Origin of the sequence: Polyangium jinanense (genome assembly GCF_028435265.1) — a bacterium.
Classification (GTDB): domain Bacteria; phylum Myxococcota_A; class Polyangia; order Polyangiales; family Polyangiaceae; genus Polyangium; species Polyangium jinanense.
Map to the genome: position 1 here is coordinate 673239 of NZ_JAGTJK010000002.1, position 23254 is coordinate 696492.

Consider the following 23254-nt stretch of genomic DNA (forward strand, 5'->3'; position numbering starts at 1 on the left):
TTTGGATGCAAGCGGTGTGGATGAGCCCGAGCGAGCGCGTGTGCAGCCCCGAGGAGCTGCGGGCCGAGGGGATCCTCGCCGAGGCGTTCGATCCACGGTCGATGCAGCCGTTCGTCGATCGCATCTGCGCCGAGCGTGGGTTCACCAAGCAGGATGACGTCCGGCTCAGCGTGGCGAATCCGCGCGACGAGGCGACCATCGCGCGTGAGATCGACGAGCATCTGCACCTCATCGCCGAGGTGCGGCTCTTCCTCGAAGGTGAGGGCGTCTACGACGTCCGCGCGACGGACGAGCGCTGGGTGCGGATCTGGGTCGGCCCTGGCGACGCGCTCGTGATCCCGGAGAAGCGTTATCACCGCTTCCTGCCGAGCGCGCAGACGTCGCTCCGCTACCTGCAGCCTTACGCGGAGCGCGGGGGCCTCTCGCCGCTGTATCGCGCGTCGAGCGAGGATACCCGCGCCGGCTAGTGCCGCGTCTTCTTCGTCTTCGCGACTTTTTTCGTCTTCGTCTTCTTCGGCCCGTTCGTGCCGCTGCGCGTGAGGCGACCTTTCGCCTCGGCCTTCGTCACCTTGCCACGGGCGCGTTTGTCTGGGCCGTTCGTCGACGCCGTGCGGCGGACCTTGCGGGGCCTCGCCTCGGACACGCCTTCCTCGTCCACCGCGATCACGCGCCTGCCGTAGATCGAGCGGCGCAGCACGGCGACGTCCTCGATCTGCACGAGCATCGTATCGCCGAGCTTGATCTGCTCGCCGCTGCGCGTGCCCGTCACGTAGAGGCCCGTCTCGTCGACCTCGTAGCCGTCGGGGCCGAGGGCATCGAGACGCACGAGCACGTCCACGAAGGGGTTGTCGATCGCCACGAACAGGCCCGTGCCCACGACGGCCGTCACCGTGCCTTCGTAGATCTCGCCGATGTGCGAGCGCATGTAGAGCGCGCGGTAGAGGTCGACGACCTCGCGCTCGATGTCCATCCCGCGCCGCTCGCAGTCGGACGCGGTCGACGCGGCGAGGCGCAGTTTTTCCTCGGCCTCGGGGCTCGTGTCGATCCGCTCTCTCTGGAGCAGCGCGCGCACCATCCGGTGCACGACGAGGTCCGGGTAGCGGCGGATCGGCGAGGTGAAGTGCAGGTACGCCGTCGACGCGAGGCCGAAGTGCCCGCCGTTGTTCACGTCGTAGACGGCCTGCTTCATCGCGCGGAGCAGCAGCGAGTGCAGCACCTGCTTCTGCGGGTGGTTCGCGATGCGCTTCAGGAACGTCGAGAGCTTCTTCGGATCCGAGGCGTCTTCGAGCTCGAAGCCCACGTCGAGCGTCTCGCACATCGTGACGAAGCGCTCGAGGCGCTCGGGGTTCGGCGGCGCGTGCACGCGGAAGATCCCCGGCACGTTGCGGGTCACGAGCTCGCGCGCGACCGTCTCGTTCGCGAGCAGCATCAGCTCCTCGATGAGCTCGTAGGCCTTCTTCACGCCCGGATCGTGGGCGCGCTTTTCCACGTCGAGCGGCGCGCCCGTTTCCAGATCGAGCACGACCTTCGCCTCGGGCAGATCAAAATCGAGTGCGCCGCGCCGCATGCGCCGCGCGCGGAGCAGCCGCGAGAGCTCCCACAACACCGCGAGGTCCTCGCGCATCGCTTCCGCGTCGGGGTTTGCCACCGCGTGCTTGGCGAGCCCGAGCGCGCGCGCCACGGACGGGTACGTGAGAGCCGCGCGCGAGCGCATGAAGCCTTCGAAGATACGCGCGTGCGTCACGGTCCCGGTCGGGTCGAGGTCGATCTCCACGCACAAGCACAGGCGCGTGACATTCGGCACGAGTGAGCACAGGTTCGAGGAGAGCGCGCGCGGCAGCATCGGGATCGCTCGATCCGGCAGATAGATCGAGTTGCCACGCGTCATCGCGCTCTCGTCGAGCGCGGTCCCGAGCCGCACGTAGTGCGACACGTCGGCGATCGCGATCCACGCCCGATACGAGCCGTCTTCCTTCCGCACGGCCCAGACCGCGTCGTCGTGATCACGCGCGTCTTCCGGGTCGATCGTCGGCAGCGGCAGGTGCGTCAGGTCCTCGCGGCCGGCGAGCGCCTCGTGCGGCACCTCGTCGCCGTACGCCTCCGCTTCCGCGATCGCCTCGGCCGGATGCTCCTCCTCGATCGCCTCGCGCACGAGCACCTTGGCGACCTCGACGTTCGGATCACCGGGCACGCCGAGCACGGCTTCGAGCACGCCCTCGGGGTTCTCGTCGGGCAGCTCCGGGAAGCGCGTGATCGTGGCGACGGCGGCGAGCCCGTCTTCGAGCTTCGTGCGCGGCTCGGATTTCAGGACGATCGGGCCACGCAGCCGCGAATCGTCCGGCTCGATCCACACGCTGCGCCCGCGCTTGCGCAAGACGCCCGCGACGCGCGTCGTCTTGCGTTTCACGACGCGCACCACCTCGCCCTCGATGCCTCGGCGCGACGTCGTCACCACGCGGATCGCCACGGTGTCGCCGTGCAGCGCGCCGGCCATCGCCTCGGGCGGCACGTACACGTCGTCGGGCAGATCGAGCACCGTGACGAACCCGAAGCCGCGCGGGTTCACGTTCAGCGTCCCCTCGTACTCCTTGGCGCGCCGCTCCTCGCGGGCGCGTGCGAGGCGGAAGCGCTGGCCTGGCAAGGCCACGACACTTCCGTCCCAGCAGAGGTCGTCGAGCACGCGCCGCAGCGGCTCGTAGGCGCCTTCCGTGAGGCCGAGCCGGCTGGCGATCTCGTGGATGTGCAGGGGGCGACTGTGCTCGGCGAGCACATCGGCGATGGTTACGCGGCCGATCGACGTCATGGGTCGTGGAGCCCGGAGGCCGGACTTCCCCTCCTGTTCGCGTTTTTGGGCACGCGCTGGGCGGTTTCCTAGCATGTCCCGAACCAAAGCCGGCTGCGAAAGGACGGCGCTTGTGCGAAACATGAGCCGATGCGCACCTTGCCCGTCCTCTTGCTCCGTTTGCCTCTGCTCGTCGCGATCGCCGCTTCCGCCGCGCTCGTCGTCGAGTACACGAACGCGGGCGATCCCGCGTTCTGCGGCGTGACGTCGGGCTGCTTCGCGGTGCGCATGTCCCCCTGGTCGCGCCTGTTCGGCCTCGCCCCGCTGCCGAGCCTCGGCCTCGCGGCCTACGCGCTTCTCTTCGGGCTGACCCTCGTCGCTCGGCGCAAATCGCAGCACGTGCTCGTCGCGTCGCTCGCCGTGCCCGGTGGCCTCTTCGCGGCCTTCCTCCTGTGGCTGCAAAAGACCGAAATCGGCGCGTTCTGCGCGTGGTGTGTCGCCGTCGACCTCTCCGCGATCGTCGCGGCGTTGGCCTCGGTGTGGGTCGCTCTCCGCGCGTGGAAGGACGAGGGCAGCGTCCTCTTGCCGCAACGCAGGTCCGTCACGACGGCCTGGGTCACGGCCGCGATGCTCGCGGTGCTCGTGCCCTTCGTCTGGGGTCGATACCCCGTCGAGCCGCCGCTGCCCGCGGCCATCCAGACCGCGAGCACGCCGGGCAAGGTCACGATCATCGGGTTCACCGACTTCGAGTGCCCCTTCTGCCGGCGCATGCACCCCGTGCTGCACGGCGTCGTCGAGAAGTACGGCGACCGCGTGACGCTCGTGCGCAAGATGATGCCGCTCTCGGGCCACCCGGGCGCCGAGCCCGCGGCGCTCGCCTACCTCTGCACGCCTCTCCCGAAGCGCGAGATCGTCGCCGACGAGCTCTACGCGGCCGAGCCCGAAGAACTCACGCACGAAAAGATCCCGAAGCTCCTCGCGCAGAAGGCGGGCCTCGACGCGGACGTCCTCGCGGGCTGCATGAAGGCGCCGGAGACGAGGGCCGAACTAGAGCGGGACAAAAAACTCTTCGAGGACCTCGGCGGCCGTGGTTTGCCGTTCACGTTCGTCGGCAAGCGCGTGGTGCTCGGGTTCAACCCGGACCGCGTCGAGATGGCCATGACGCAGGAGCTCGGGGGTCCGCGCTTGTCGCTGCCGCTCTGGGGCATGTTCGTCGTGCTCGGCGTGGCGTTCCTACTCGCGGTGCTCGTCACGCTGATGACGCCGGTGGGCGACCCGGACGGAGACGCGCCGCGCAAGGACCGCTCGCCCTCCGCGTGACCCTTGCTGGCCGGGCGGATCGGCCTCCCCTCGCGGCGCCGTCCGTGTAACACTTCACCATGGATACAGATACAGCGACCGGCGGCGTAAGTACGCTGCCGCTCGAGTTCTTCCAGCAGCTTCCGAAGACGGACCTTCACGTCCATCTCGACGGCTCGCTGCGACTCGAGACGATCATCGACCTCGCGAAGAAACACGGCGTCGAGATGCCGTCGTACGAACCGGCCGAGCTCCGGCGCGCGATGCGGCTCGGCCAGAACACGGGTTCGCTCGTCGAGTACCTCAAGGCCTTCGACGTCACGCTGCGCGTCCTGCAGACCGAGGACGCGCTCTTCCGCTGCGCTTACGAGCTCGCCGAGGACGCGGCGCGCGAGAACGTCCGCTACATGGAGGTTCGTTACGCGCCGATGCTCCACACGCGGCTCGGGCTCAAGCTCACGAGCGTCGTCGAGGCGGTGCTCGCGGGCCTGCGCGCCGCGCACGACAACCTCGGCATCGAGAGCGCGGTCATCGTGTGCGGCATCCGCAACATCTCGCCGCACTCCTCGCTGGAGATGGCCGAGCTCGCGGTGGCGTACAAGAACCGCGGCGTCGTCGGCTTCGACCTCGCCGGCGCCGAGTACGACAACCCCGCCAAGCACCACAAGGCCGCCTTCCAGCTCGTCCGCGACAACAACATCAACTGCACGATCCACGCGGGCGAGGCGTACGGGCCCGAGTCGATCGCGCAGGCGATCCACGTCTGCGGCGCGCATCGCATCGGCCACGGCTGCCGCCTGCGCGAAAACGGCGACCTTTTGCATTACGTGAACGACCACCGCATCCCGCTCGAAGCCTGCCCGTCGTCGAACGTGCAGACCGGCGCGGTGCGTGATCTCGCGTCGCACCCGCTGAAGCTCTATTACAACCTGGGCCTGCGCGTCACGGTCAACACGGACAACCGGCTCGTCACGGACACGACGGTGTCGAACGAGCTCTGGCTCTGCCACACGAAGATGGGCATGTCGCTGAAGGACATCAAGACGATCCTCGTCTCGGGGTTCAAGAGCGCGTTCATGCCGTTCCACATCAAGCAGTCGTATCTCCGGCGCGTGACCGAGGAGCTCGAGCGGTTCCAGCCGGATGGGCGCATCCTGCCGGCGCGCAAGCCCGAGTCGTCGCGGAGCGAGCAGGAGACGTGGCTGCCGCGCGGCGTGCTGCCGCCGGTGAGCTTCGACGTGCAGAAGCCCGCGAGCGACGTTTCTCCGGTGCACGCCGCCGTCGAGCGCGCCATCGAGGACGGCGCGAACTGACACCCCGATCCGCGCGGACCGTACACACGGCCCGCGCGGCGTCTTTCGCCTGCTCTCCCCTCCAAACCATCTCCGCGGATTGCGCCGTCCGACCCAGGAGCGCCCAAACATTCGCCGTTCGCGGCGGACGGGCGCTGTTCGGCCATGGGACGAGCAGGCGAGCGACAGCGCGGGGAGGGTCTGGCGCCGGAACGATCCTGGCGCGTTGCCTGCGGGCCCTCGGGGACGGAACAACGGTGGGACCCTGACGCGGCCCCGGGTTGTTTCCGGGAAACACGGCGCGGACGTCGCGTCGCCCCGGGGTTGTTTCGGGCGAAAACGGCCGGTGGGCAGGGCTCACGGGAGTGGTCGGGCGGCCGAACAGGGGGCGGCGTCCGCGACGGCATTGGCTTCGGGCGGGGACCGAGGACGAGCGGCCGGCTTGGAAAGCGGTCACGCGGGACCGGCGAGGGTCGACGTAGATCCCGAGGTCGTTTGGTTGGCAGGACAGGCGCCGGTTTTTTCCGCGGCGCTTGTTTGGGCGATTCGAGGGAGCACCGTCCCTCCGCCGCACCATTGGCGCGCTACGTTCGGGCCTTTGCCTTGAGCGCGGCGGCCTTTTCGAGCAGGGCTTTGGCCTGCGCCTCGAGCTCCTCGACCGCTTGCACCTGGGCCAGGCGCTCCTCGGCGGCGCGGGCTTCGGCCTCGGCTTCTGCTTCGAGTTTCGCGAGGAGCGCCTGCCGCTCTTCGAGCTGGGCCTGAAGCTCCTCGATCGACGTCTTGACCTCGTCGATCGTCTCCTCCTCGTCCCGCGGCGACTCGCTATAGAAGAAGCCATCGGCGAAATCCCGCGGCAGAGCGAGGTTCTCGAATGGCAGCTTGCCGAGCCCGCCATGCGCCTCCTTGCGGGCGGCATTGACCTTGTCGAGGAACTGCTTGCGCGTGCCGACGTCGCGGAAGTCGCGATTGGTCGATTGCGCATGCTTGCGTTGGTTTTCGGCGTCCTGGCCCGCGGCGATGAGCGTCTCGGCCTCGGGCGCAAGGGCGACGAGCGCCGGCACGCCGCATTTCGCGAGCGTCTCGGCCCAATCGCTCATGAGCTCGAGTTGCCCACCGAGTACCGGCCGCCGGAACTTCGCGAGCGGCTTGTTCTTGAAGAGCGCGGAGCGTAGCTGCTTGCGCGAATGGCCGCTGGTCGACTCGTCCGTGATGCGGGAGACGCGGCCGGCGAAAGCATCGAGCCCCTCGTCGGCCTTGTTGACGCTGGCCTGCGCCTGCGCCAGCGAATCGAGGATATCGATTTCCTCGAGGAGGATGAGCTTCCATTCGTCGCGAAGCGCCTGGAAGACCGGCACATAACCTGCCGCGAGCGGCTCCTGCTTGGCGCGGGAGAGGGTGTATTGCAGCTCCCGGAGGAGCGTGAAAAGGCCAATACGATAGGCGAGGATGCGAGCGGACATGGCGGGACGGTAACCGAGGCTACGGGGGAGGTGTCAAGAGGATTTGTGCGGATGGGTACCGGAAGGGCGCGGGCCCGCGGCGTCGTGTCGTATGCTCATGGCTCGGATGGCTGCCCGCCGATGGGGGTGAGGGCTGGTCCATTCCGAGAGACAGGAGCGGTCCATGCGACGATCGACTCGATTGGCTCGCCTTTGGCATTTCCTCGTCACGGCGCTTGTCCTGTGCTTCGTTTTGATTTTGACCGGATGCGCCTCCTCGCGCGATCCCACGATGGCGCGGATCTTCGAGGCGCCGAACGTCGTCCACGTCTGCGTACGTCCGCCGAACGTGGCGAAAGACAAGCGAATCTGGGGGGTCACCACCGATGGCACGCCCTTCTTCGGGGCCCGGGAGGTGGACCGCGCGAGAAGCAATGGCAGCCCCATCTTCGTTTTCGACGAGAGCTCGCCTCCCGCGAGCGCGAAACTCCTGCCGATTCCGTACAACACGCTCGAATGTCCGGCGCGGACTCCGCCGCCGAAGCCGCGCGTCGCCGCGGCGAAGGTCGACAGCAAAAAGAAGGACGAGGCCAAACAGGTCGAGCGACCGAAGCCGCTGCCGCGACCGATCGCGAGGTCGTCGGAGGAGCAGCGGTGCGCAGCGTATCGGGAGCCGGGCCAGACGCGGAGACGGAGCGGGACGGGCGCGGGTGCCTGTACGAGGTTGCTCGTCAAGTGGCGCTGCGCGAAGCAGGCTGTCGCGGACAAACAGCCGCCCGCGGCCGAGCCTTGCCCATTCCAGGAGCCCGAGCCGGCCGAGCCGAGAGAGTTGCCGGAGAGCGCGGCCCAGGCGTATGAGGACTGGGGACTCAGCCGTGCGGATACCTCCGCGCTCGCGAAAGACCGGGCCAGGGAGTGCCTCGAGGGGCTTTGCCATGCCCGGCATCCGAACTTTGTTCCGAAGTCCAAGAAGAAGCCCGCCGAGACGCACAACGGGCAATCGTTGTCAACGGGCAGCGGGAGCGGTGGGGGAGCGAGCGCGCCACAGGCCGCGCCGAAGACGACGACGGTCAAGACGACGACGAAGCCGGTCTCGAAGCCGAACGGCGCGGCGTCGGGGCAGGCGGGGTCGAGCGGAGGGAAGACGGCGGGAAGTGGAGGCGGTACGGTTGTTCCGGAGGGCAGGAGAATTCCTAACGATGAGCTCAAAGCGCCGCCGGCAAAACGTGGAAAAGCACCAACAGGAAGCGATGGGCATCCGGTTGAGTTGCACCACCGCGGGCAGAAACCGGATAGCCCTCTGGACGAAATGACTCGCACCGAGCACCGTGGCAAAGGGAACTTCTCGGAAAATCACTCGAATACCGGGCAAGAGCCCAGCAAAATTGATAGAAGGACCTGGAAAGAGCAGCAGCGGCGGTACTGGACGAAGGAGCACGACCGTGGGCGATTCGACGGCAAAAAGCAATGAGGTTCTCTTGCGCTTCGATCATCCGGATGGAAGCCTTGCGGTCGTCTTGGATGATGACAATCGAGTGGCGTACGCATACCTCCTTGAAGACGAGGAGGTCGTGGGCGATGTATGGCTTTATAATGTCATGGAGTCACCCGACACAGTCAATTGGGAGGACCCCAGTCCGATGCCCTTCCTCAATCCGAGAGACTACTGCAAATCCGAGAAGGTGCGTCGGTTGACCCCGCAGTCTGCTGTCCAGTGTGCATGGTTCGACGCGGGGGTTGAAGTAAGTATCGATGGCATACTATGGGCTCGGATCGAGCGCGGTTCGAAGCCGGGTTGGTCGCGTCTCGCGGCGCAACCCGGGCCGCTCGCCATCCCGTTGGAAGCACGTATGCCTAGCCGATAAGCCCCCAGGGCATCGTTTCCCGCTGGAGGACGGAAATCGACGCGAGCCGGTCGATTCCTTCGATCCAAATGTCTCGCCCGATCATGTAGGGGGACATGGCGCGCGCTACGATTCCCTCTCCGCTCACGACTGAACTGGTCGCGCTTCGTTCCCAGGTGGCAGGTATTCTGCAACGCCAGGCGGACACCCTCGCGACGGACAGGATGCAGGAGCTCATGCTGCGGGGATTCGCGGCGCTCTCCGGCTACACGTCCCACCCCGACGGGGTGCGTCCCTGGCTGTTCGGCATCGCCAAGAACCTACGGAGCGAGGAAAAGCGCCGGGCGCGGCGCGAGCGCGAGCATTTCTGTCCGGACCTCGGGGACGCCGAGCGCACGGCAATGCCCGACGTGTCGCCCGAGGAGGACGCTTTTCGTTCCGAGGCCCGCCGCGCGCTCCTATCGGCGCTGAAGACGCTCTCGCCGGAGCAGCTCGCCGTGCTCGTCCTCGTCGACCTCGCCGAGTGCTCGTGCTCGGAGGCGGCCGAGTTGCTCGACAGCCCGCTCGGCACCGTCAAGTCGAGGCTCCTCGCGGCGCGCACGAACATGCAGCGCGCCCGTTCGTTCCTTCGACGATATCGCCTCCGCCCGCGCCTGGTTCGACGAGCTCCAGTGGAATCACGCCTGACCGATCCATCCGCGACTTCTTGAACCGTCGTTGACGGCGGCCGAATGTCCCCGCATCGTCTGACCCTTGCTCGGATGGCTGCCCGCCGATGGGGGTGAGGGCTGGTCCATTCCGAGAGACAGGAGCGGTCCATGCGACGATCGACTCGATTGGCTCGCCTTTTCCTCGTCACGGCGTTCGCCGTTCTGTGGTTCGTTTTGATTTTGTCCGGATGCGCCTCCTCGCGTGATCCCACGATGGCCCGGATCTTCGAGGCGCCGAACGTCGTCCACGTCTGCGTACGTCCGCCGAACGTACCGAACGACAAGCGAATTTGGGGGGTCACCTCCGACGGCGCGCCCTTCTTCGGGGTCCGGGAGGTGGACCTCGCGAGAGACAATGGCAGCCCCGTGTTCGTATTCAATGCGGACTCGCCTCCAGAGAGCGCGCGGCTCTTACCGATTCCGTACAACAAGCTCGAATGCCCCGCGCGGACCCCGCCGCCAAAGCCCCGCGTCGCCGCGGCGACGGAGGAGGCCAAAGAGGCAGAAAAGAAGAAGGACGAGATCCAAAAGGCCGAGCAGCCGAAGCCGCTGCCGCGGCCGATCGCGAGGTCGCCGGAGCCGCAGCGGTGCACGGCGTATCGGGAGCCAGGCCAGACGAGGAGACGGAGCGGGACGGGCGCGGGTGCCTGTACGAGGTTGCTCGTCAAGTGGCGCTGCGCGAAGCAGGCTGTCGCGGACAAACGGCCGCCCGCGGCCGAGCCTTGCCCCGTCCTGGAGCCCGAGCGGGCTGAGCCGAGGGAGTTGCCGGAGAGCGCGGCCCAGGCGTATGAGGACTGGGACTCAGCCGTGCGGACACCTCCGCGCTCGCGAAAGACCGAGCCAGGGAGTGCCTCGAGGGGCTTTGCCATGCCCGGCATCCGAACTTCGTTCCGAAGTCCAAGAAGAAGCCCGCCGAGACGCACAACGGGCAGTCGTTGTCGACGGGGAGCGGCAGCGGTGGGGGAGCGAGCGCGCCACAGGCCGCGCCGAAGACGACGACGGTCAAGACGACCACGAAGCCCGTCTCGAAGCCGAACGGCGCGGCGGCGGAGCAGGCGTCAGCGGCGGGCAGCCCAGATACAGCCGCGGCGACGAACGGAAAGCGCGTGCCGAATCCGAACGGCAAGAAGGGCGGGAAGGCGCATCAGAACAAGGTGGCAGAGGTCGCGGCCGACATCGAGAAGCGCGGCCTCGAGCCGGTGAAGGAACATCCCGTCGACACCCCGGGCGGCGCGAAGAAGAGACGCTACGTGGACGTCGCCGGGCTGGATGAAAACAAGAAGCCTGTTGAGTTCCACCAGGTCGGAAAACAAACCAAGGACGGGCGGCCGGTGGCGCGAGAACGGAAAGCTATGGACGATGTGGAGCGCGCGAAGGGTGAGCGGCCGACGTTCCACCCGTACAATAAGGAGAAGTGACGAGAGCCATGGGACACCAGTCGACCTTCTACATCACGCCCAAGGATGAGGCGGACCTGGAGCAGCGGCTCCGGGAGCGGACGGACCTCGTCATCCTCCACTCTCGGTCGCCCACCGCCTCGCCGCGCATGGTGGACACGTTGAGCTTCTTCGAGAACGGAAAGCCGTGGTACTTCCTGTACCTCGCACGGCCCGAGGACCTGAACGCGGTCGTCATGCGCCACGTACCCGAGCAGGGGTATTGGAGGCTGCAGGACAGCCCATCGCCGGTGGTCGAGCTCCTTCGCTGCCGGTTGGACGGGAAGACCCTGTCGGAAGGACGCGTGTACTACGTCGACAAGTTCTTGGGTCCCGACAAGGACTGGGTGGAGAAGAGCGAGGCATTCCGGAAGTGGGCCAGGATGGTGCATACGACCATCAAGAAATCGTTGAAGCGCCGTGATTCGAAGTATGTCGACTACATCGGCGAGGACGCCCAGGCGTGGGTCGACGCCGGAGGACAGCTCGTGACTGGCGACGGGCGGCCCGTCACCTGGTAGCGGGCGGCCTGTAGACGGAGCCCAAGCCCTCCTCGCGTCGAGCGTCGTGCCGGTTGTCGCTGCGCCAAACGCTAGGGCGGCGACCGGCACGTGCGCAGAGGATGGAGCCACCTCGCTCCCTTTCGGCGGGGGCTGATTGCGGCGGCGAGCCTTGCGCGCAGTCCGTGTGGTCCTGGCCGCTCCCCGGACCGACGAGTGAATCCTGCCCGTCGATCACGAAGCCTGCCACCTCCACGACCACGACCGATTGGAAGTGGATTGGCCTCGCCTGCGAGGCGAAGGAGCGCGAGGGCACGTGCGAGACGTCCACGCACCGATGCTTGTACGATCTGCCGTACCCGTTCCTCCAGTGCGTCGCGCTCCGGGGGAAACACGACAAGTGTCCTGGCAATTACGACCGCTACGACCCCATCCACCTCTACGCGGAGCAGCCGGTCGACACGCGTGGCTGCACCTCGCCTACATGCCCGGCCTCTGCCTCGCGACGCGCGGGGAGCCCACGGGCGCGGCCTCGGAAGATCCCGCAGACGTCGTCACGTTCTGCTGCCTCGCGCCGTGTTCGGCCTCGGGCGGGTTTTCCGCGAAACGAAACGGCCCGCAGGGGAGGGCGATGGGGGCGGAGCGCGTCTGGGCAAGCACCTCTCGCCTCCATCGTCCTCTCCTGCGGGTCGTTTGTCCCTGATGTGCGCTTTTGAAAAAAGGAGAGCGCGACCATTGACCGGAGTGCCGAAAAGGCGGTTTTTCTCGGCCCGTCTCCCGGAGACCGGGTGGGTGACTCGAGTTCGTGGATCCGGTGTAGCCGCGCTCTCCGACACCTAGTTTGTCCAAGAACGGGTGTTCCGTCAAGCCAAACGTTTCTCGACCCGCAGAAGAGGGCGATGGGGGCGCGCGCATCTGGGCAAGCACCTCTCGCCTCCATCGTCCTCTCCTGCAGGTCGGATCCGTGACTTCCTGGAGGGAAACGGTACGACCTGTCGACGGACCCCCCTGACACGCTCTACCATCGCGTTCGTGTCCGGCTCCCCGCACCCTCCTCGCCCCACGCCTCTCATCAAGACACGGAAGATCGAGCGCCGCGTCGTCCTCGCAGTGCTCGTGACCGCCGTCATCCCGCTCGTCGCCGCGCTGCTCATGGCCCGGGCCATGGTGGCGCGTGTCAGCGCGACCGCGTTTCAGCCGGAGTTCGGCGCGCACCTCGACCGGGCCCTCGGCGTGTATGCCGACCTCGCGAAGACGATCAAGCAAGGCATGCGGTACGAGGCCGACGCCATTGCGATGCGGCCCGAGCTCTCCCGCGTGGCGAAGGCGGGGGAGGGGGATCGGGTCTCGGCCGAGCTCGCGCGGGAGTTTTCCGCACATCCCTCGCTCGTCTCCCTGAAAATCGAGGATGCGTCGGGTGCGGTCCTCGGCAAACACGAGCGCGAGCGGCCCGTGGATCCGGCCGTGGAGCGCACCCTGCTCGTGCGCAGGCCGCTCGGCGAGGCCTCCGAGGACGATGGCCCCTTCCTCGTCGCCACGTTCGCCGCGCCAAACGCGCGGTTCGCCGAGATGGAGTCCGCGCAGGAGTTCGTTCAGGCATACCATCAGATCGAACGGCATCACCGCGAGGAGTACGTCGACCGGACGTACACGCGGGCGTTTGGCCTCCTGTTCGGGCTTTTGATCTTGCTCGCGGCGCTCGCCGGAATCGTGGTGGCACGGCCCGTCACGCGGCGGATCGCCGAGCTCGCGGCGGCGACGCGTCCCGTGGCGGCGGGTGATTTGACGGTGCGGGTCACGGTGACGGGGGACGACGAGGTCGGCGACCTCGGGCGGGCGTTCAATCGAATGCTCGAGGAGCTCGACGAGAGCCGCGCCCGGATCGAGTTCCTCCGGCGCATGAGCGAATGGCAGAAGATGGCGCGGCACCTCGCGCACGAAATCAAGAATCCGCTCACGCCGATCCAGCTCGCCGTGCAGGAATGCCATCGCCGGTATGCCGGCGACGATCCCGATTATCAGCGTATCGTGCAAACCACGCTGGAGGTCGTCGAGGAGGAGGTGGGCACGCTCCGCCGCCTCGTCGGCGAGTTCTCGAGCTTCGCGCGGCTGCCGCGGGCAGAGCTCGCGTCCGTCGACCTCGGGGCCTTTTTGCGCGAGCAGCGGGACCATTTCTCGGCCCGGACGGAGGGCCCCATGAGCTCCGACGAAGAGGCGCTGCTCTCGCGGATCGATCTGCGCTTCGACGTGCCCGAGGGCGCGATGCCCGCGGTCCTCGATCGGGAAATGCTCCACCGCGTGCTCACGAATGTCGTGCAGAATGCGGCGCAGGCGCTCCGCGATGCGCGCAAGCGCGCCGGAAAGAGCGAGGGGACCTGGGGGCGCGTCATGGTCTCGGCGCGGACCGTGGGCGGCTCGTACGTCGTCGACGTGGACGACGATGGCCCGGGCATTGCGGCCGAGGTGCGCGACGTGCTCTTCGATCCTTACGTGACGACGAAGCGCGACGGCACGGGGCTCGGGCTTACCATCGTGAAGAAAGTCGTCGTCGATCACGGCGGCATCATCGAGGCCACGACCTCACCGCTCGGGGGCGCGCGGTTTCGGATTCGGCTGCCCCGCGCGGACAGCGCCGAGGCGCGCGCTGCCGTCGAGCGCTCTCTCGCGGCGGATGACGAAGAGGCGGTGCGATCGTCCTCCGCCGGTGCGTAGCGTCGTGCACGACGGCAACACCCTACGTGGCACGACCGCTGCAATGGTCACCCGTTCATGGCGCCCTGGCTCCGTATCGTTCTCTGGGTGGTGGCGATCGTGGCGCCCGGTGGATTCGCGCTCTTGCCCTTCCTCGCGGGTGAACACGTCAAGCGGAGGCGCGACGAGCAGTCGCGCGCCCTTGCCACCTCTTCGGTGAAGGCGGGGCGGTAGCGCGAGGTCCGCCTGGGACGGCATCCGGGCGAGCTCGACTTTTTGCGTCAATTCTGCGGTCGAGTTTGGCGGGCCGAGCATCGAAGAATGGGCGTCGGGCCATTGCTCCTAGCTTGACGAAGAGGACCGATGAACAACGAGGCAGGGACCAAGACGCGTTCGCCGCTCCGCACGTTGCGCCTGGGCACGGTGACGGCGGGATCGGCCGAGACGGCGCAGCCCGTGTCCGAACGGTACGGGCCTCGATCCGTAATGCGCCCAATGGCGCCGGATTACTTCTCGATTCCGCCGGAGCCCTCGGGCGTGGTCCAGGCGCTCTCCGCGGAGCCGCGCTCGGGCCCCGGGAGCCGGAAATTTCGGACACCGCTGGACGAGGTGAGCGAACTCATCCGTAAAATGGAGATTCGCGAGCTCGGGGATGTTCTCCTCTATGCGCAACGATTGCTCGCAGCGCGCGGCAAGGCGCCCGACCCGGACGTGATTTCCGCGGTCCTCGCGGCCATGGGCCGACTGTACGCGGCCTATCGCAATGCACCCGGCGTGCCCGTGCCGATTCTGCGTGGGGCGCTCCCGGACATCCCCCGCAAGACGCTCGACGACGCGCTGCTCGAAGCGGAGGCGCGGCGCATGCTCCGGCTCGTCGTGGTCTCGCCGCTCACGCCGTTCGTCGAGCGGGCGGCGGGCCTTCACGATCCGCGGCGCGGGCTTCTGTATTTCGTGTCGGCGCCGGACGGCACGCCGCGCGAGCCCGAGCCCATGCGAAAGCGTTGAATCGGGCCGCGCCCGATCCTCAGCCGAGGGCGGCGAGCACCTCGTCCGAGGCGCGCTCGCCGGCTTCGACGGCGCCTTCCATGTAACCGGTCCACACGCGCGCCGTCTCCGTCCCGGCCCAATGCACGCGGCCCACGGGCGCGCGCAAAGCCGAAGCGTGCGCGGTGAGCACGCCCGGGCCGAGGACCATCGAATAGCAACCACGCGACCAGCGCTCGGCGGGCCAGTCTTGATCGACGTAATCGATCGGCGCGGCCGCGCTCGGGCCGAAGAAACGCGTGAACGAATCGACGGCGGCCTTTTTCCGCTCCTCGGGGCTTTTTCCGCTCATGGCGCGCGCGTCCTTGCCCATGAAGAATCCGACGAGCGCGCCGTGCGAGCCGTCCTCGGGAGAATCGTCGAACACGAGTTTCACCGACCCCACGTCGGAGAGCGCTTCCCCCGAATATCCAGCTTGCCGCCAAAACGGTGACGCGTAGGTCGCGACGCACTTGATCACGCTGCCCATCGGCGACCGCTGCGTGAGCTGGTCCCGCGACGCGGGCAGGCCCGGCTCGTAATCGATCCGCCCTGCGAGCGCCGGCGGCACGGCCACGATCACCCGCTTGCACCGCCATGTCCCCGCGTCCGAGGTCACGGTCACGCCGTCCGCGTCCTGCGCGATGCGCCGCACCGGCGCGCCGAGGACCACCCGCTCCTCGCCGAGGGCGCGCGCGAGCCGCTTCGAGACCTCCTGAAAGCCCTCCGCGAGGCGCGTCTCCTGCGCACCATTCACGATCTCCGTCAGGCGCATGAGCCCGCCGCCCTGACGCAGGTAATACAGGAAAAACAGGAGGGACAGCTCGGACGGCTCCGCCGCGAAGACGGCCCGCACTGCCGTGTCGAGCATCGCTTTGGCGCCGCGGGTCTTCACGTTTTTGCGTTTCCACGCCTCGACCGTGGTCCCGTCCCATTCGAAGGCTTTCGCGGCCGAAAGCGGATCCTCGATCGGGACCTCCTTCACGAGCGTCTCGATGCGCTGGATCGTGATTCCGAGGTCGACGGCGCCGATCAAGGACAGGCTCGGGATCGACGTCTTGTACGTCGTCAGCGTCCCGCCGAGCGACAGCACCTTCTTGCCGTCGTACCATTGCTTGAACGTCGACAAACCGAGCTCGGCGACGAGCTTCGTCATCCGGTCCTGCGTGGGGCCGATCCATTGCGCGCCGAGGTCCACGCGGTCGCCCTGCGCCGTCGTGTGGCTCAGGGTCCGGCCGCCGACCCGGTCTCGCGCCTCCAGCACCACGACCGAGACGCCCGCGGCCGCGAGCCGCCGGGCCGCCACGAGGCCACTGAGCCCCGCGCCCACGACCACCACGGACGCCTCGCGTGGCGCTCCTTGCCCAATTTCTTCCATCGCGGGGGCAGGATACCGCTGTTCGGGCCGGTCGTGTGCTCCGATTACGTGCGGGGCGCGAGCAGCGCGCGGACCTTCGAAAGGATCGCGACATCCGCCGGCGGGAAGAGCTCGTCCTGCAGATCTTCGGGCCCGGCCCACTTCACGTCCGCGACGTCGAGCGCCTGCGGATCGGGCGATCCGACCACGCGCGTCACCGCAAAAAACAGGAGCAGCACGGACTTTTCCGGGTATCGATGGAACGTCACCTCGACGGGATCGCCGACCGAGACCTCCATCCCGATCTCCTCGCGCAGCTCACGCACGAGGGCCGCGCGCGGATCCTCGCCGGGCTCGACCTTGCCGCCGGGGAACTCCCAGGCGCCGGCGAGGTGCGTGCCGCGCTTGCGCTGGGTGAGCAGGACGCGCCCCTCCTCGACGAGGACGGCGGCGGAGACGAGGACGGGCGGACGCAGCGAATCGGTCATGACGGCGACGAACCCTAGCACCTCGCCCCAAGCTGTGACATTCCGCCGGCATGCCCATCACCTACAGCCAGGCAGGCGTGGACATCGACCGCGGCGACGCCCTCGTCGAGCGCATCAAGAAGCTCGCGCGCCCGACGCGCATCCCCGAGGTCGTCGCCGACGTCGGCGGCTTCGCGGGCCTCTGCGCCCTGCCGAGCGGGCTCGTCGACCCGATCCTCGTGAGCGGCACCGACGGCGTCGGCACGAAGCTCAAGGTCGCCTTCGCCGCGAACGTGCACGACACCGTGGGTCAGGACCTCGTGGCGATGTGTGTGAACGACGTGATCACCGTCGGCGCGCGTCCCCTGTTTTTCCTGGACTATTTCGCGACCGGCACGCTCGAGCTCGACGTGGGCGAGGCCGTCGTGCGGGGCATCGCCGAGGGGTGCAAGCTCGCCGGCTGCGCGCTGCTCGGCGGCGAGACGGCGGAGCTGCCGGGCATGTACGCGCCGGGCGAGTACGACCTCGCGGGCTTCGCGGTGGGCGTGGTCGAGCGGGCGAAGATGCTCGACGGCACGAAGGCGCGGGCAGGCGACGTCGTGCTCGGCGTCGCGTCGAGTGGTTTGCACTCGAACGGTTATTCGCTGGCGCGCAAGGTGCTCTTCGAGCGCATGGGGCTCGGCATCCACGACCAGGTCCCCGGGCTCGGGCGCACGGCAGCCGAGGCGCTTCTCGTGCCGACGCGCATTTACGCCCGCGCGGTGCGCGAGCTGCTCGCGGCGTTGCCCGAGGCCGTGCGCGGACTCTCGCACATCACGGGCGGGGGCTTGCCGGGCAACCTCCCGCGTGTCCTGCCGGAGGGGCTTGGCGCGCGGCTCGATTTGTCCGCGTACGAAAGGCCTGCGATTTTCCGGGTGATCGCCGAGCAAGGGCCGGTCGAGGAAGCCGAGATGCGCCGCACGTTCAACCTCGGTGTCGGGCTCGTCGTGGTGGTCGCGCCCGAGGCCGAGGCCGCCGCGCTCGGCGCGCTGCGTGGCGCCGGCGAGCAGGCCTTCCGGCTCGGCGAGGTCATCGAGGTCGGCGCCGACGTGCCGTTCGAGGATCGGGTGCAATTCGACCGATAGCCCGTGGTGGACGCGTTTGCGCCGGTTACATTGGCGCGACCATGGATCCGCTCCTCCTCGTGCTCGGGTTTCTCCTTCTGGCGTACCTCCTCGCGGGCATCCGGCAGATCAACCAGTGGGAGGTCGCGCTGCGCTTCACGCTCGGCAAGCTCTCGGGCCGGGTCGAGCCCGGCGTGACGCTGTTCCTGCCGGGCTTCCAGTCGCTCCGCAAAATCGACACGCGCACGAAAAACCGCGACCTTTTGCGGCAAATGGTGATCACGCGCGACAACGTGACGACCATGGTCGACACCGTGCTCTATTACCGCGTCGTCGACCCGGAGAAGGCCACGCTGGCGGTGGAGAACTACGAGGCGGCGGTGAAGGATCGGGCGAAGGTCGTGCTGCGCGACGTCGTCGGCGAGACGCGCCTCGACGAGCTGCTCGCGCACCGCGAGGAGGTCGCCGCCAAGGTGCGCGCGCAGGTCGAGACCACGGTCTCGCAGTGGGGCCTGCACGTCGAGCTCATCGGCCTCCAGGACGTGCAGCTCCCGCCGCAAATGCAGGAGGTCCTGGCGAAGGTCGCGATCGCCGAGCGGGACAGGAAGTACGTGGTCATCAAGAGCGAGGCCGACGTGGAGAGCGCGAAGAACTTCGCCGAGGCGGCCACGATCCTCTCGAAGTCGCCGGGCGCGATGGAGCTGCGGCGCTTCGAGGCCCTCGCGAACCTGAGTCAGGGCAACACGAAGGTCATCTTCGACCTCGCCAAGCCCTACGACGACGTCCGGCACACGGCGGCGGCGATGGCCGAGGCGGCCACGACCGAGCCGCAACGCGTGCGCGTCGACAACCCCGGCGCAGGCGCGCTCCGCACGGCCTCGCAGCACGAGGCCGAGGCCATCGCCGAGGCCGAGGCCGAGCTCCAGGCCCGCAAGTTCATGGCGTCGGGCCGGAAGATCTAGCCGCGATGATCCCCGAAGGCAGCGCGCTCGCCGCGGGCGCGAGGAGCCTGCTCGACGTGTGGGGCGAGGCCGAGCTCTCGGCGCTCGTCGAGCGCAGCGCGGTCGAGCTCGCCGGCGCGGCCGATCGCTGGTCGATGGGCTCGCGCGAGGTGTGCGCGTATCGCGTCGTGCTCACGGTCTCCGCGACGGATCACGTCCTCCTCACCGCGCAACCGAACCTGCTCTCCACCGTGCGCGACGCGTTCGCCGCGGCCGCGCGGACGCCTGAAACCGAGCTCGAGAGCCTCTCGCTCGTGCTCGCGCTCCCGCCCACGGGCGTGGGGTTTCATCGCCACGCCTACCGCGACGCGCCGATGGCACGCGCCGAGCCGCCGCCCCCGCCCGCGGCCGTGCTCTCGGGTGCGGCCGAGCTCTGCAAGGCCCGGAAGAACCGCGACGCGGAGGGCATCCTGCGGCGGGCGTCGATGGAGCAATCATACGTGCAGGCCGCGGCCCGCTCGATGCGCCGCTTCTTGCTGCGCCTCGACCCGGCCGACTTTGCGCGGATCGAGCGGGATCCGCCGCTCGCCGAGAGCCTCCTGTCGGCCGTGCGGGATGCGGCGGCGACGGCGGACGACCCGGCGTCGGCCATTCATTTCGGCCTGCGCCTCGACGGGCCTCTGCCGGAGCTCCTGGACCCCGAGGCCCGGCTCGCGCTCTCGCTCGCGGAGAAGGGCGTCGCGTGCGTGCCCGTGGCGCGGCTCGAGGGAAAGAGCGTGCTCGCGGCGATGGGCTCTTCGGGGGTCGTGCTCGTGGAGGTCGCGTCAGGCGGGCAGGGCACCGCTACACGCGGCGGCGAGGTGAAGGTCTCGCGCCTGCGCGTGCCGGAGGGCGCGCTCGCGACGGCGGAAGGTGCCGATAACGTGAGCGTCCAGATCGTGGCCGCGCTCGGGGCTGCAAAAATCCGTTAAGGCGTCCCGAAATCCTGCGTCCAGTAGTTCTTGTACCCCGTCGTCCCCTGGTAATACCCCACGCCGATCTGCTTGAGCGAGGCATTCATGATGTTCTTGCAATGCCCCGTGCTCGTCATCCATCCGTTCACGACGGCCGTCGGCGTGCTATACCCGGCCGCGATGTTCTCGGCTGCGCTCTTGTATGTGTAGGCGGCGTTCTTGATGCGCTGCCACGGCGTCGAGCCATTCGATCCGGTGTGGCTGAAGAAATTGTTCACCCCCATGTCTTTCGAATGCTTGCGCGCGGCACACCGCAGCCGCTCGTCGAGCACGAGCGCGGGCGCGGGCGCATACGCTACTCCTCCACAGGTCGCGCCGGCCGCGCGTTTCTGGTTTACCAGCGTCAGCACCTGCGCCTCGTAATCGGACCAGGTCTGATTCCAGCTCACGATGTCGTCGCACCAGGCCACGAGATCCGCTTCGCTCTCCTCTTCGAGGGCAAAGGCCTTCGTGTCCTCGTCGTCGCCGATCTCCAGCGCCTCCCCCAGCGCTTCGCCCATTTCCTCGGCCACTTCGTCCGCGTAGTCGTCCTCTGCTTCCATGGGGCCACCGCAGCCGATCAGCGCCAGCGACCCCATCACGAAGAGCACGGAGCATGAAATGGTTTTCATGAACGAGGACGTTATCATCGTGTCCTCGATTCTCGAATCCCTCAATGGCGCCGCATTCGTGCTTCCATCGTAATCGTAATGGTTCGCCGTGGGCGGCACTCGTTTGAGGTAGAACAATCAGCGAACTGGGCCGTGTCCCCGCGCGATCCGGAGCGCGTATGCCACGCCGTCCCGCAGCGTGCCTTTTGTCACAATCGTTCCTAGCTCTGCACCATTTTCCACGAATGCCCGCGCGAGCTCCGGCCCCGTCCCCGTCGTGACCACCTCCGCGCCGAGCAGCCGCGCCGCCTGCGCCGCCCGCACGAGCGCCTCGGCCGCCTCCGCGGTCGCCTCTTTCACGCCCGTCAGGTCGAGGATCACGACCTTTGCGTTCTGCTGCCCGATCCCTTCGAGCAGCACACCAAGCATCCGCTCGGCCCGCGCCGGCTCGATCACCCCGACGAGCGGCATCACGAGCACGCCCTCCGCGATCGGCACGAGCGGCGTTCCGAGCTCTTCGAGCGCTGCTTTTTGCGTCGCGATCACCTCGGCCGCGAGCTTGCGCCGCTCCTCCTCCGCGCGTCGCGCCTCCGTCAGATCCCGGATGATCGCGCACCGCGCGACGCCTCGGCCTCGCTCGTCGCGCACGAGGAACGCCGTCACGTGCGCGTCGAACGTCGCCCCATCGGCGCGCTGGTACGTGAGCTCCCCGCTCCACGAGCCTCGTTCGAGCACCGCCTTCGCCACCTGTTCCCGATGCATCGACTCCGCGTGCAGCGCCACGAGCTCGTAGATCGAGCGGCCCAGGAGATCGCTCCGCCCGAGCAGCCGCTCGAGCGCCGGGTTCACATAGTGCAGCGTCCCGTCGGGCGTCGCCACGCCCATCCCGTCCGGCGCGTGGTGGATCAGCGCCTCGAAGATCTGCGCTTTGCGGTGCAAAAATTCCGCCCGCGCGCGGAGCTCTTCGTCGATGAGGTACAGCGCCTCGCTCGACGAGCGGATGAACGCGCGGATCTTCGACGTCGCCTCCGGCACGCCGGCCGCGCGGAGCTCGAGACCCGCGTCGATGAACACCTGCCGCATCGCGCCGAGCACACCCTGCAGCGTCGTCGCCGACCAGCCGCGCTGCACCGAGCTGTCGATCCAGCGCTTCCAGCTCTGCGTCGCGAACGACATGGTGCCGTCTTGGAGCGCCTCGATCGCCACATCGACCTCCCAGGCGCGATCCGCGCGGAAGGCCTCCATCGGCGCCCCGAGCGTCCCGCCGAGGGCCGTGAGCGCCTCCTCGGTCAGCCGCTCGACGAGTTTGTCCCGGTGCGAAGCAAACACCTCCGCGAACGACGCGTCCCCCGCTCCCTCGGGCCCGCTCATCGCAGAGGTCCCGCCCCTCGGCGCATCTGCCGCCGCTTCTGCCGCTCGTGCCCGATCGCGTGCGCCACGCCCGCGCGCAGCGTGCTCCACGTATCCATGCCGCCGAGATCCACGTCGAGATCGACCAGCGTCTTCGCCACCGCGCCTCGCACGCCCGTCAGGACCACCTCCGCGCCGACGAGCTCGGCGGCTCTCGCCGCGCGCACGATCGACTCGGCCACCTCCGCGTCCACCACCGGCACGCCCGTGATGTCCACGATCACGTGCCCCGCGCCTGTCCGCGTGATCCCTTCGAGCATCAACTCGATGATCCGCGGCGTCCGCGCGGCGTCGAGCGAGCCGACGAGTGGCATCGCCAGGACCCCTTCGGCGAGCGGCAGAAGCGGCGCGGCGAGCTCCCGCAGCGCCTCGGCTTGCGCCCTTTGTATCTCCTCTTCGAGCGCGCGCCGCTGCTCCTCGGACCGCTCTTCCGGCGTCGCATCGCGCACGAGCACGCACCGCGCGATCGTCTCGCCGTTCGCCGACTTCACGCGGAACGCCTTGAGCCGCGCGTTGAACGACGTCCCGTCGGCGCGCTTGTACCGGAGGTGTCCGTCCCAGTGCCCCACGTGCTCTGCGACCTCGGCGATCTGCGCGAGCTTCGGGCCCTCGTCCGGGTGCACGAAATCCGCGAAGTGCCCGCGGCTGGCCTCTTCCGAGCCCATCATCGTGCAGAACGCCGGGTTCGCGTACATCACCGACCCATCGGGTTTGGCGATGCCGATCCCGTCGGGTGCGTTCTCCGCGACCGAGCGGAGCACCGCCGCACGTTTCGCCGCTTCCTCCGCTTTCACCCGGAACGCTCGATTGAACGCGGCCGCGGCCGTGTTCATCGCGCCGACGACCCGCCGCGCGCCCACGTCCGCGCCCGGCACGCCCTCTTCCACCGCGTCGAGCGCTGCTTCGAGCATCGCTTGGCCGATACGTTCGAGCCAGATGAGCACCCTGCGCTCGTTCCAGCCGCGCGTCTGGGCGTCTTCGCCCAGGCGCGAGGCCCACGTTTCTGCCAGGTCCGCCGCCGGTTTTTCCAGGCCGTCGAGCCATGCGTCGAAGCTCGCGTCGAGCTCGGCGCGGAACGACGGCGGCACCTCGCCGAGCTCGGATGACGCGGGATCCGCGGCCGTATCCACGAGGCGTGCAAGGACGTCGGGGCGCCGTTGCAGCATCGCCCGTCGGAACGCGGAAACTTCGGCTCCCGACATGTAGGGCCCAGCGTAAGAGCATCCTGGTCGCGCTCGCAAGCGCTCCTGCCGCGCTGCGTGCGCCCGAACCGTGCCTCTCGCGACGACGCGGGGCGGCATACGTTGCGGCCGTGCCCGTGTTCGCCCTTGGGCCTTGTCGCGGGGAGAAAATCACG

The 23254-nt window shown here is 68.3% G+C and carries 20 protein-coding genes; 13 read left to right on the plus strand and 7 right to left on the minus strand.

Going from position 1 to position 23254, the window contains the following annotated elements; all coding sequences use genetic code 11:
• Positions 1-5 precede the first annotated feature (5 nt).
• Positions 6-467, plus strand: coding sequence for a 1,2-dihydroxy-3-keto-5-methylthiopentene dioxygenase (locus tag KEG38_RS07180; RefSeq protein WP_272418329.1), 462 nt, complete (start codon positions 6-8; stop codon positions 465-467).
• On the opposite strand, the gene rnr is transcribed toward KEG38_RS07180, so the two are convergent.
• Positions 464-2803, minus strand: a complete 2340-nt coding sequence (gene rnr, locus KEG38_RS07185; RefSeq protein ID WP_272418330.1) for a ribonuclease R — start codon at positions 2801-2803, stop codon at positions 464-466. The genes KEG38_RS07180 and rnr overlap by 4 nt on opposite strands.
• Positions 2804-2932: 129 nt before the next feature.
• Here rnr and KEG38_RS07190 point away from each other — a divergent pair, with 129 nt between their 5' ends.
• The gene (locus tag KEG38_RS07190) at positions 2933-4102 is read left to right on the plus strand and encodes a vitamin K epoxide reductase family protein (RefSeq protein WP_272418331.1); all 1170 of its coding nucleotides are present in this window, start codon (positions 2933-2935) and stop codon (positions 4100-4102) included.
• Between the two features lie 59 nt (positions 4103-4161).
• A complete protein-coding gene (gene add / locus KEG38_RS07195) occupies positions 4162-5394 on the plus strand; it encodes an adenosine deaminase (RefSeq protein WP_272418332.1) in 1233 nt (410 codons plus the stop codon).
• Positions 5395-5957: 563 nt separating this feature from the next.
• Here add and KEG38_RS07200 read toward each other — a convergent pair.
• Complete coding sequence (locus KEG38_RS07200; RefSeq protein WP_272418333.1) at positions 5958-6833, minus strand: hypothetical protein; 876 nt, start codon at positions 6831-6833, stop codon at positions 5958-5960.
• Positions 6834-6996: 163 nt separating this feature from the next.
• On the opposite strand from KEG38_RS07200, the gene KEG38_RS07205 reads away from it, so the two are divergent.
• From KEG38_RS07205 to KEG38_RS07235, 7 genes are all read left to right on the plus strand, one after another.
• Entirely contained in the window at positions 6997-8283 is a 1287-nt protein-coding gene (locus KEG38_RS07205; RefSeq protein ID WP_272418334.1) for an HNH/ENDO VII family nuclease, read from the plus strand.
• 549 nt (positions 8284-8832) lie between these two features.
• Complete coding sequence (locus KEG38_RS07210; protein ID WP_272418335.1) at positions 8833-9366, plus strand: RNA polymerase sigma factor; 534 nt, start codon at positions 8833-8835, stop codon at positions 9364-9366.
• Positions 9367-10472: 1106 nt separating this feature from the next.
• Complete coding sequence (locus KEG38_RS07215; protein ID WP_272418336.1) at positions 10473-10784, plus strand: hypothetical protein; 312 nt, start codon at positions 10473-10475, stop codon at positions 10782-10784.
• An 8-nt stretch (positions 10785-10792) separates the two neighbouring features.
• On the plus strand, positions 10793-11323 hold the full coding sequence (locus KEG38_RS07220; RefSeq protein ID WP_272418338.1) for a DUF8467 domain-containing protein: 531 nt from the start codon (positions 10793-10795) through the stop codon (positions 11321-11323).
• Between the two features lie 1011 nt (positions 11324-12334).
• Positions 12335-14014, plus strand: coding sequence for a sensor histidine kinase (locus KEG38_RS07225; protein ID WP_272418339.1), 1680 nt, complete (start codon positions 12335-12337; stop codon positions 14012-14014).
• Positions 14015-14071: 57 nt separating this feature from the next.
• Positions 14072-14227 (plus strand): hypothetical protein, encoded by a 156-nt coding sequence (locus KEG38_RS07230; RefSeq protein ID WP_272418340.1) that lies wholly within the window; start codon positions 14072-14074, stop codon positions 14225-14227.
• 129 nt (positions 14228-14356) lie between these two features.
• Positions 14357-14998: a hypothetical protein gene (locus KEG38_RS07235; RefSeq protein ID WP_272418341.1), complete on the plus strand. Its 642-nt coding sequence runs from the start codon at positions 14357-14359 to the stop codon at positions 14996-14998.
• A 19-nt stretch (positions 14999-15017) separates the two neighbouring features.
• On the opposite strand, the gene KEG38_RS07240 is transcribed toward KEG38_RS07235, so the two are convergent.
• Positions 15018-16394: a flavin monoamine oxidase family protein gene (locus KEG38_RS07240; RefSeq protein WP_272418342.1), complete on the minus strand. Its 1377-nt coding sequence runs from the start codon at positions 16392-16394 to the stop codon at positions 15018-15020.
• A gap of 44 nt (positions 16395-16438) precedes the next feature.
• On the minus strand, positions 16439-16861 hold the full coding sequence (locus KEG38_RS07245; RefSeq protein ID WP_272418343.1) for a (deoxy)nucleoside triphosphate pyrophosphohydrolase: 423 nt from the start codon (positions 16859-16861) through the stop codon (positions 16439-16441).
• A 50-nt stretch (positions 16862-16911) separates the two neighbouring features.
• On the opposite strand from KEG38_RS07245, the gene purM reads away from it, so the two are divergent.
• The 3 genes from purM to KEG38_RS07260 are packed head-to-tail and all read left to right on the plus strand — an operon-like array spanning position 16912 to position 19855.
• A complete protein-coding gene (purM, locus tag KEG38_RS07250; RefSeq protein WP_272418344.1) occupies positions 16912-17964 on the plus strand; it encodes a phosphoribosylformylglycinamidine cyclo-ligase in 1053 nt (350 codons plus the stop codon).
• Positions 17965-18005: 41 nt separating this feature from the next.
• Positions 18006-18905, plus strand: coding sequence for an SPFH domain-containing protein (locus tag KEG38_RS07255; RefSeq protein WP_272418345.1), 900 nt, complete (start codon positions 18006-18008; stop codon positions 18903-18905).
• Positions 18906-18910: 5 nt separating this feature from the next.
• Complete coding sequence (locus KEG38_RS07260) at positions 18911-19855, plus strand: hypothetical protein (RefSeq protein ID WP_272418347.1); 945 nt, start codon at positions 18911-18913, stop codon at positions 19853-19855.
• Here KEG38_RS07260 and KEG38_RS07265 read toward each other — a convergent pair.
• The 3 genes from KEG38_RS07265 to KEG38_RS07275 all read right to left on the minus strand — a co-directional run bounded on the left by KEG38_RS07265 (position 19852) and on the right by KEG38_RS07275 (position 23063).
• Positions 19852-20508 (minus strand): CAP domain-containing protein, encoded by a 657-nt coding sequence (locus KEG38_RS07265; RefSeq protein WP_272418348.1) that lies wholly within the window; start codon positions 20506-20508, stop codon positions 19852-19854. The two genes, KEG38_RS07260 and KEG38_RS07265, sit on opposite strands and share 4 nt — an antisense overlap.
• 117 nt (positions 20509-20625) lie before the next feature.
• Positions 20626-21858: a PAS domain S-box protein gene (locus tag KEG38_RS07270; protein WP_272418349.1), complete on the minus strand. Its 1233-nt coding sequence runs from the start codon at positions 21856-21858 to the stop codon at positions 20626-20628.
• Positions 21855-23063 carry a PAS domain S-box protein gene (locus tag KEG38_RS07275; protein ID WP_272418350.1) on the minus strand — a complete coding sequence of 403 codons (1209 nt, stop codon included), beginning with the start codon at positions 23061-23063 and terminating at the stop codon, positions 21855-21857. Before KEG38_RS07275 ends, KEG38_RS07270 begins: the two co-directional genes overlap by 4 nt.
• Positions 23064-23254: the final 191 nt, after the last annotated feature.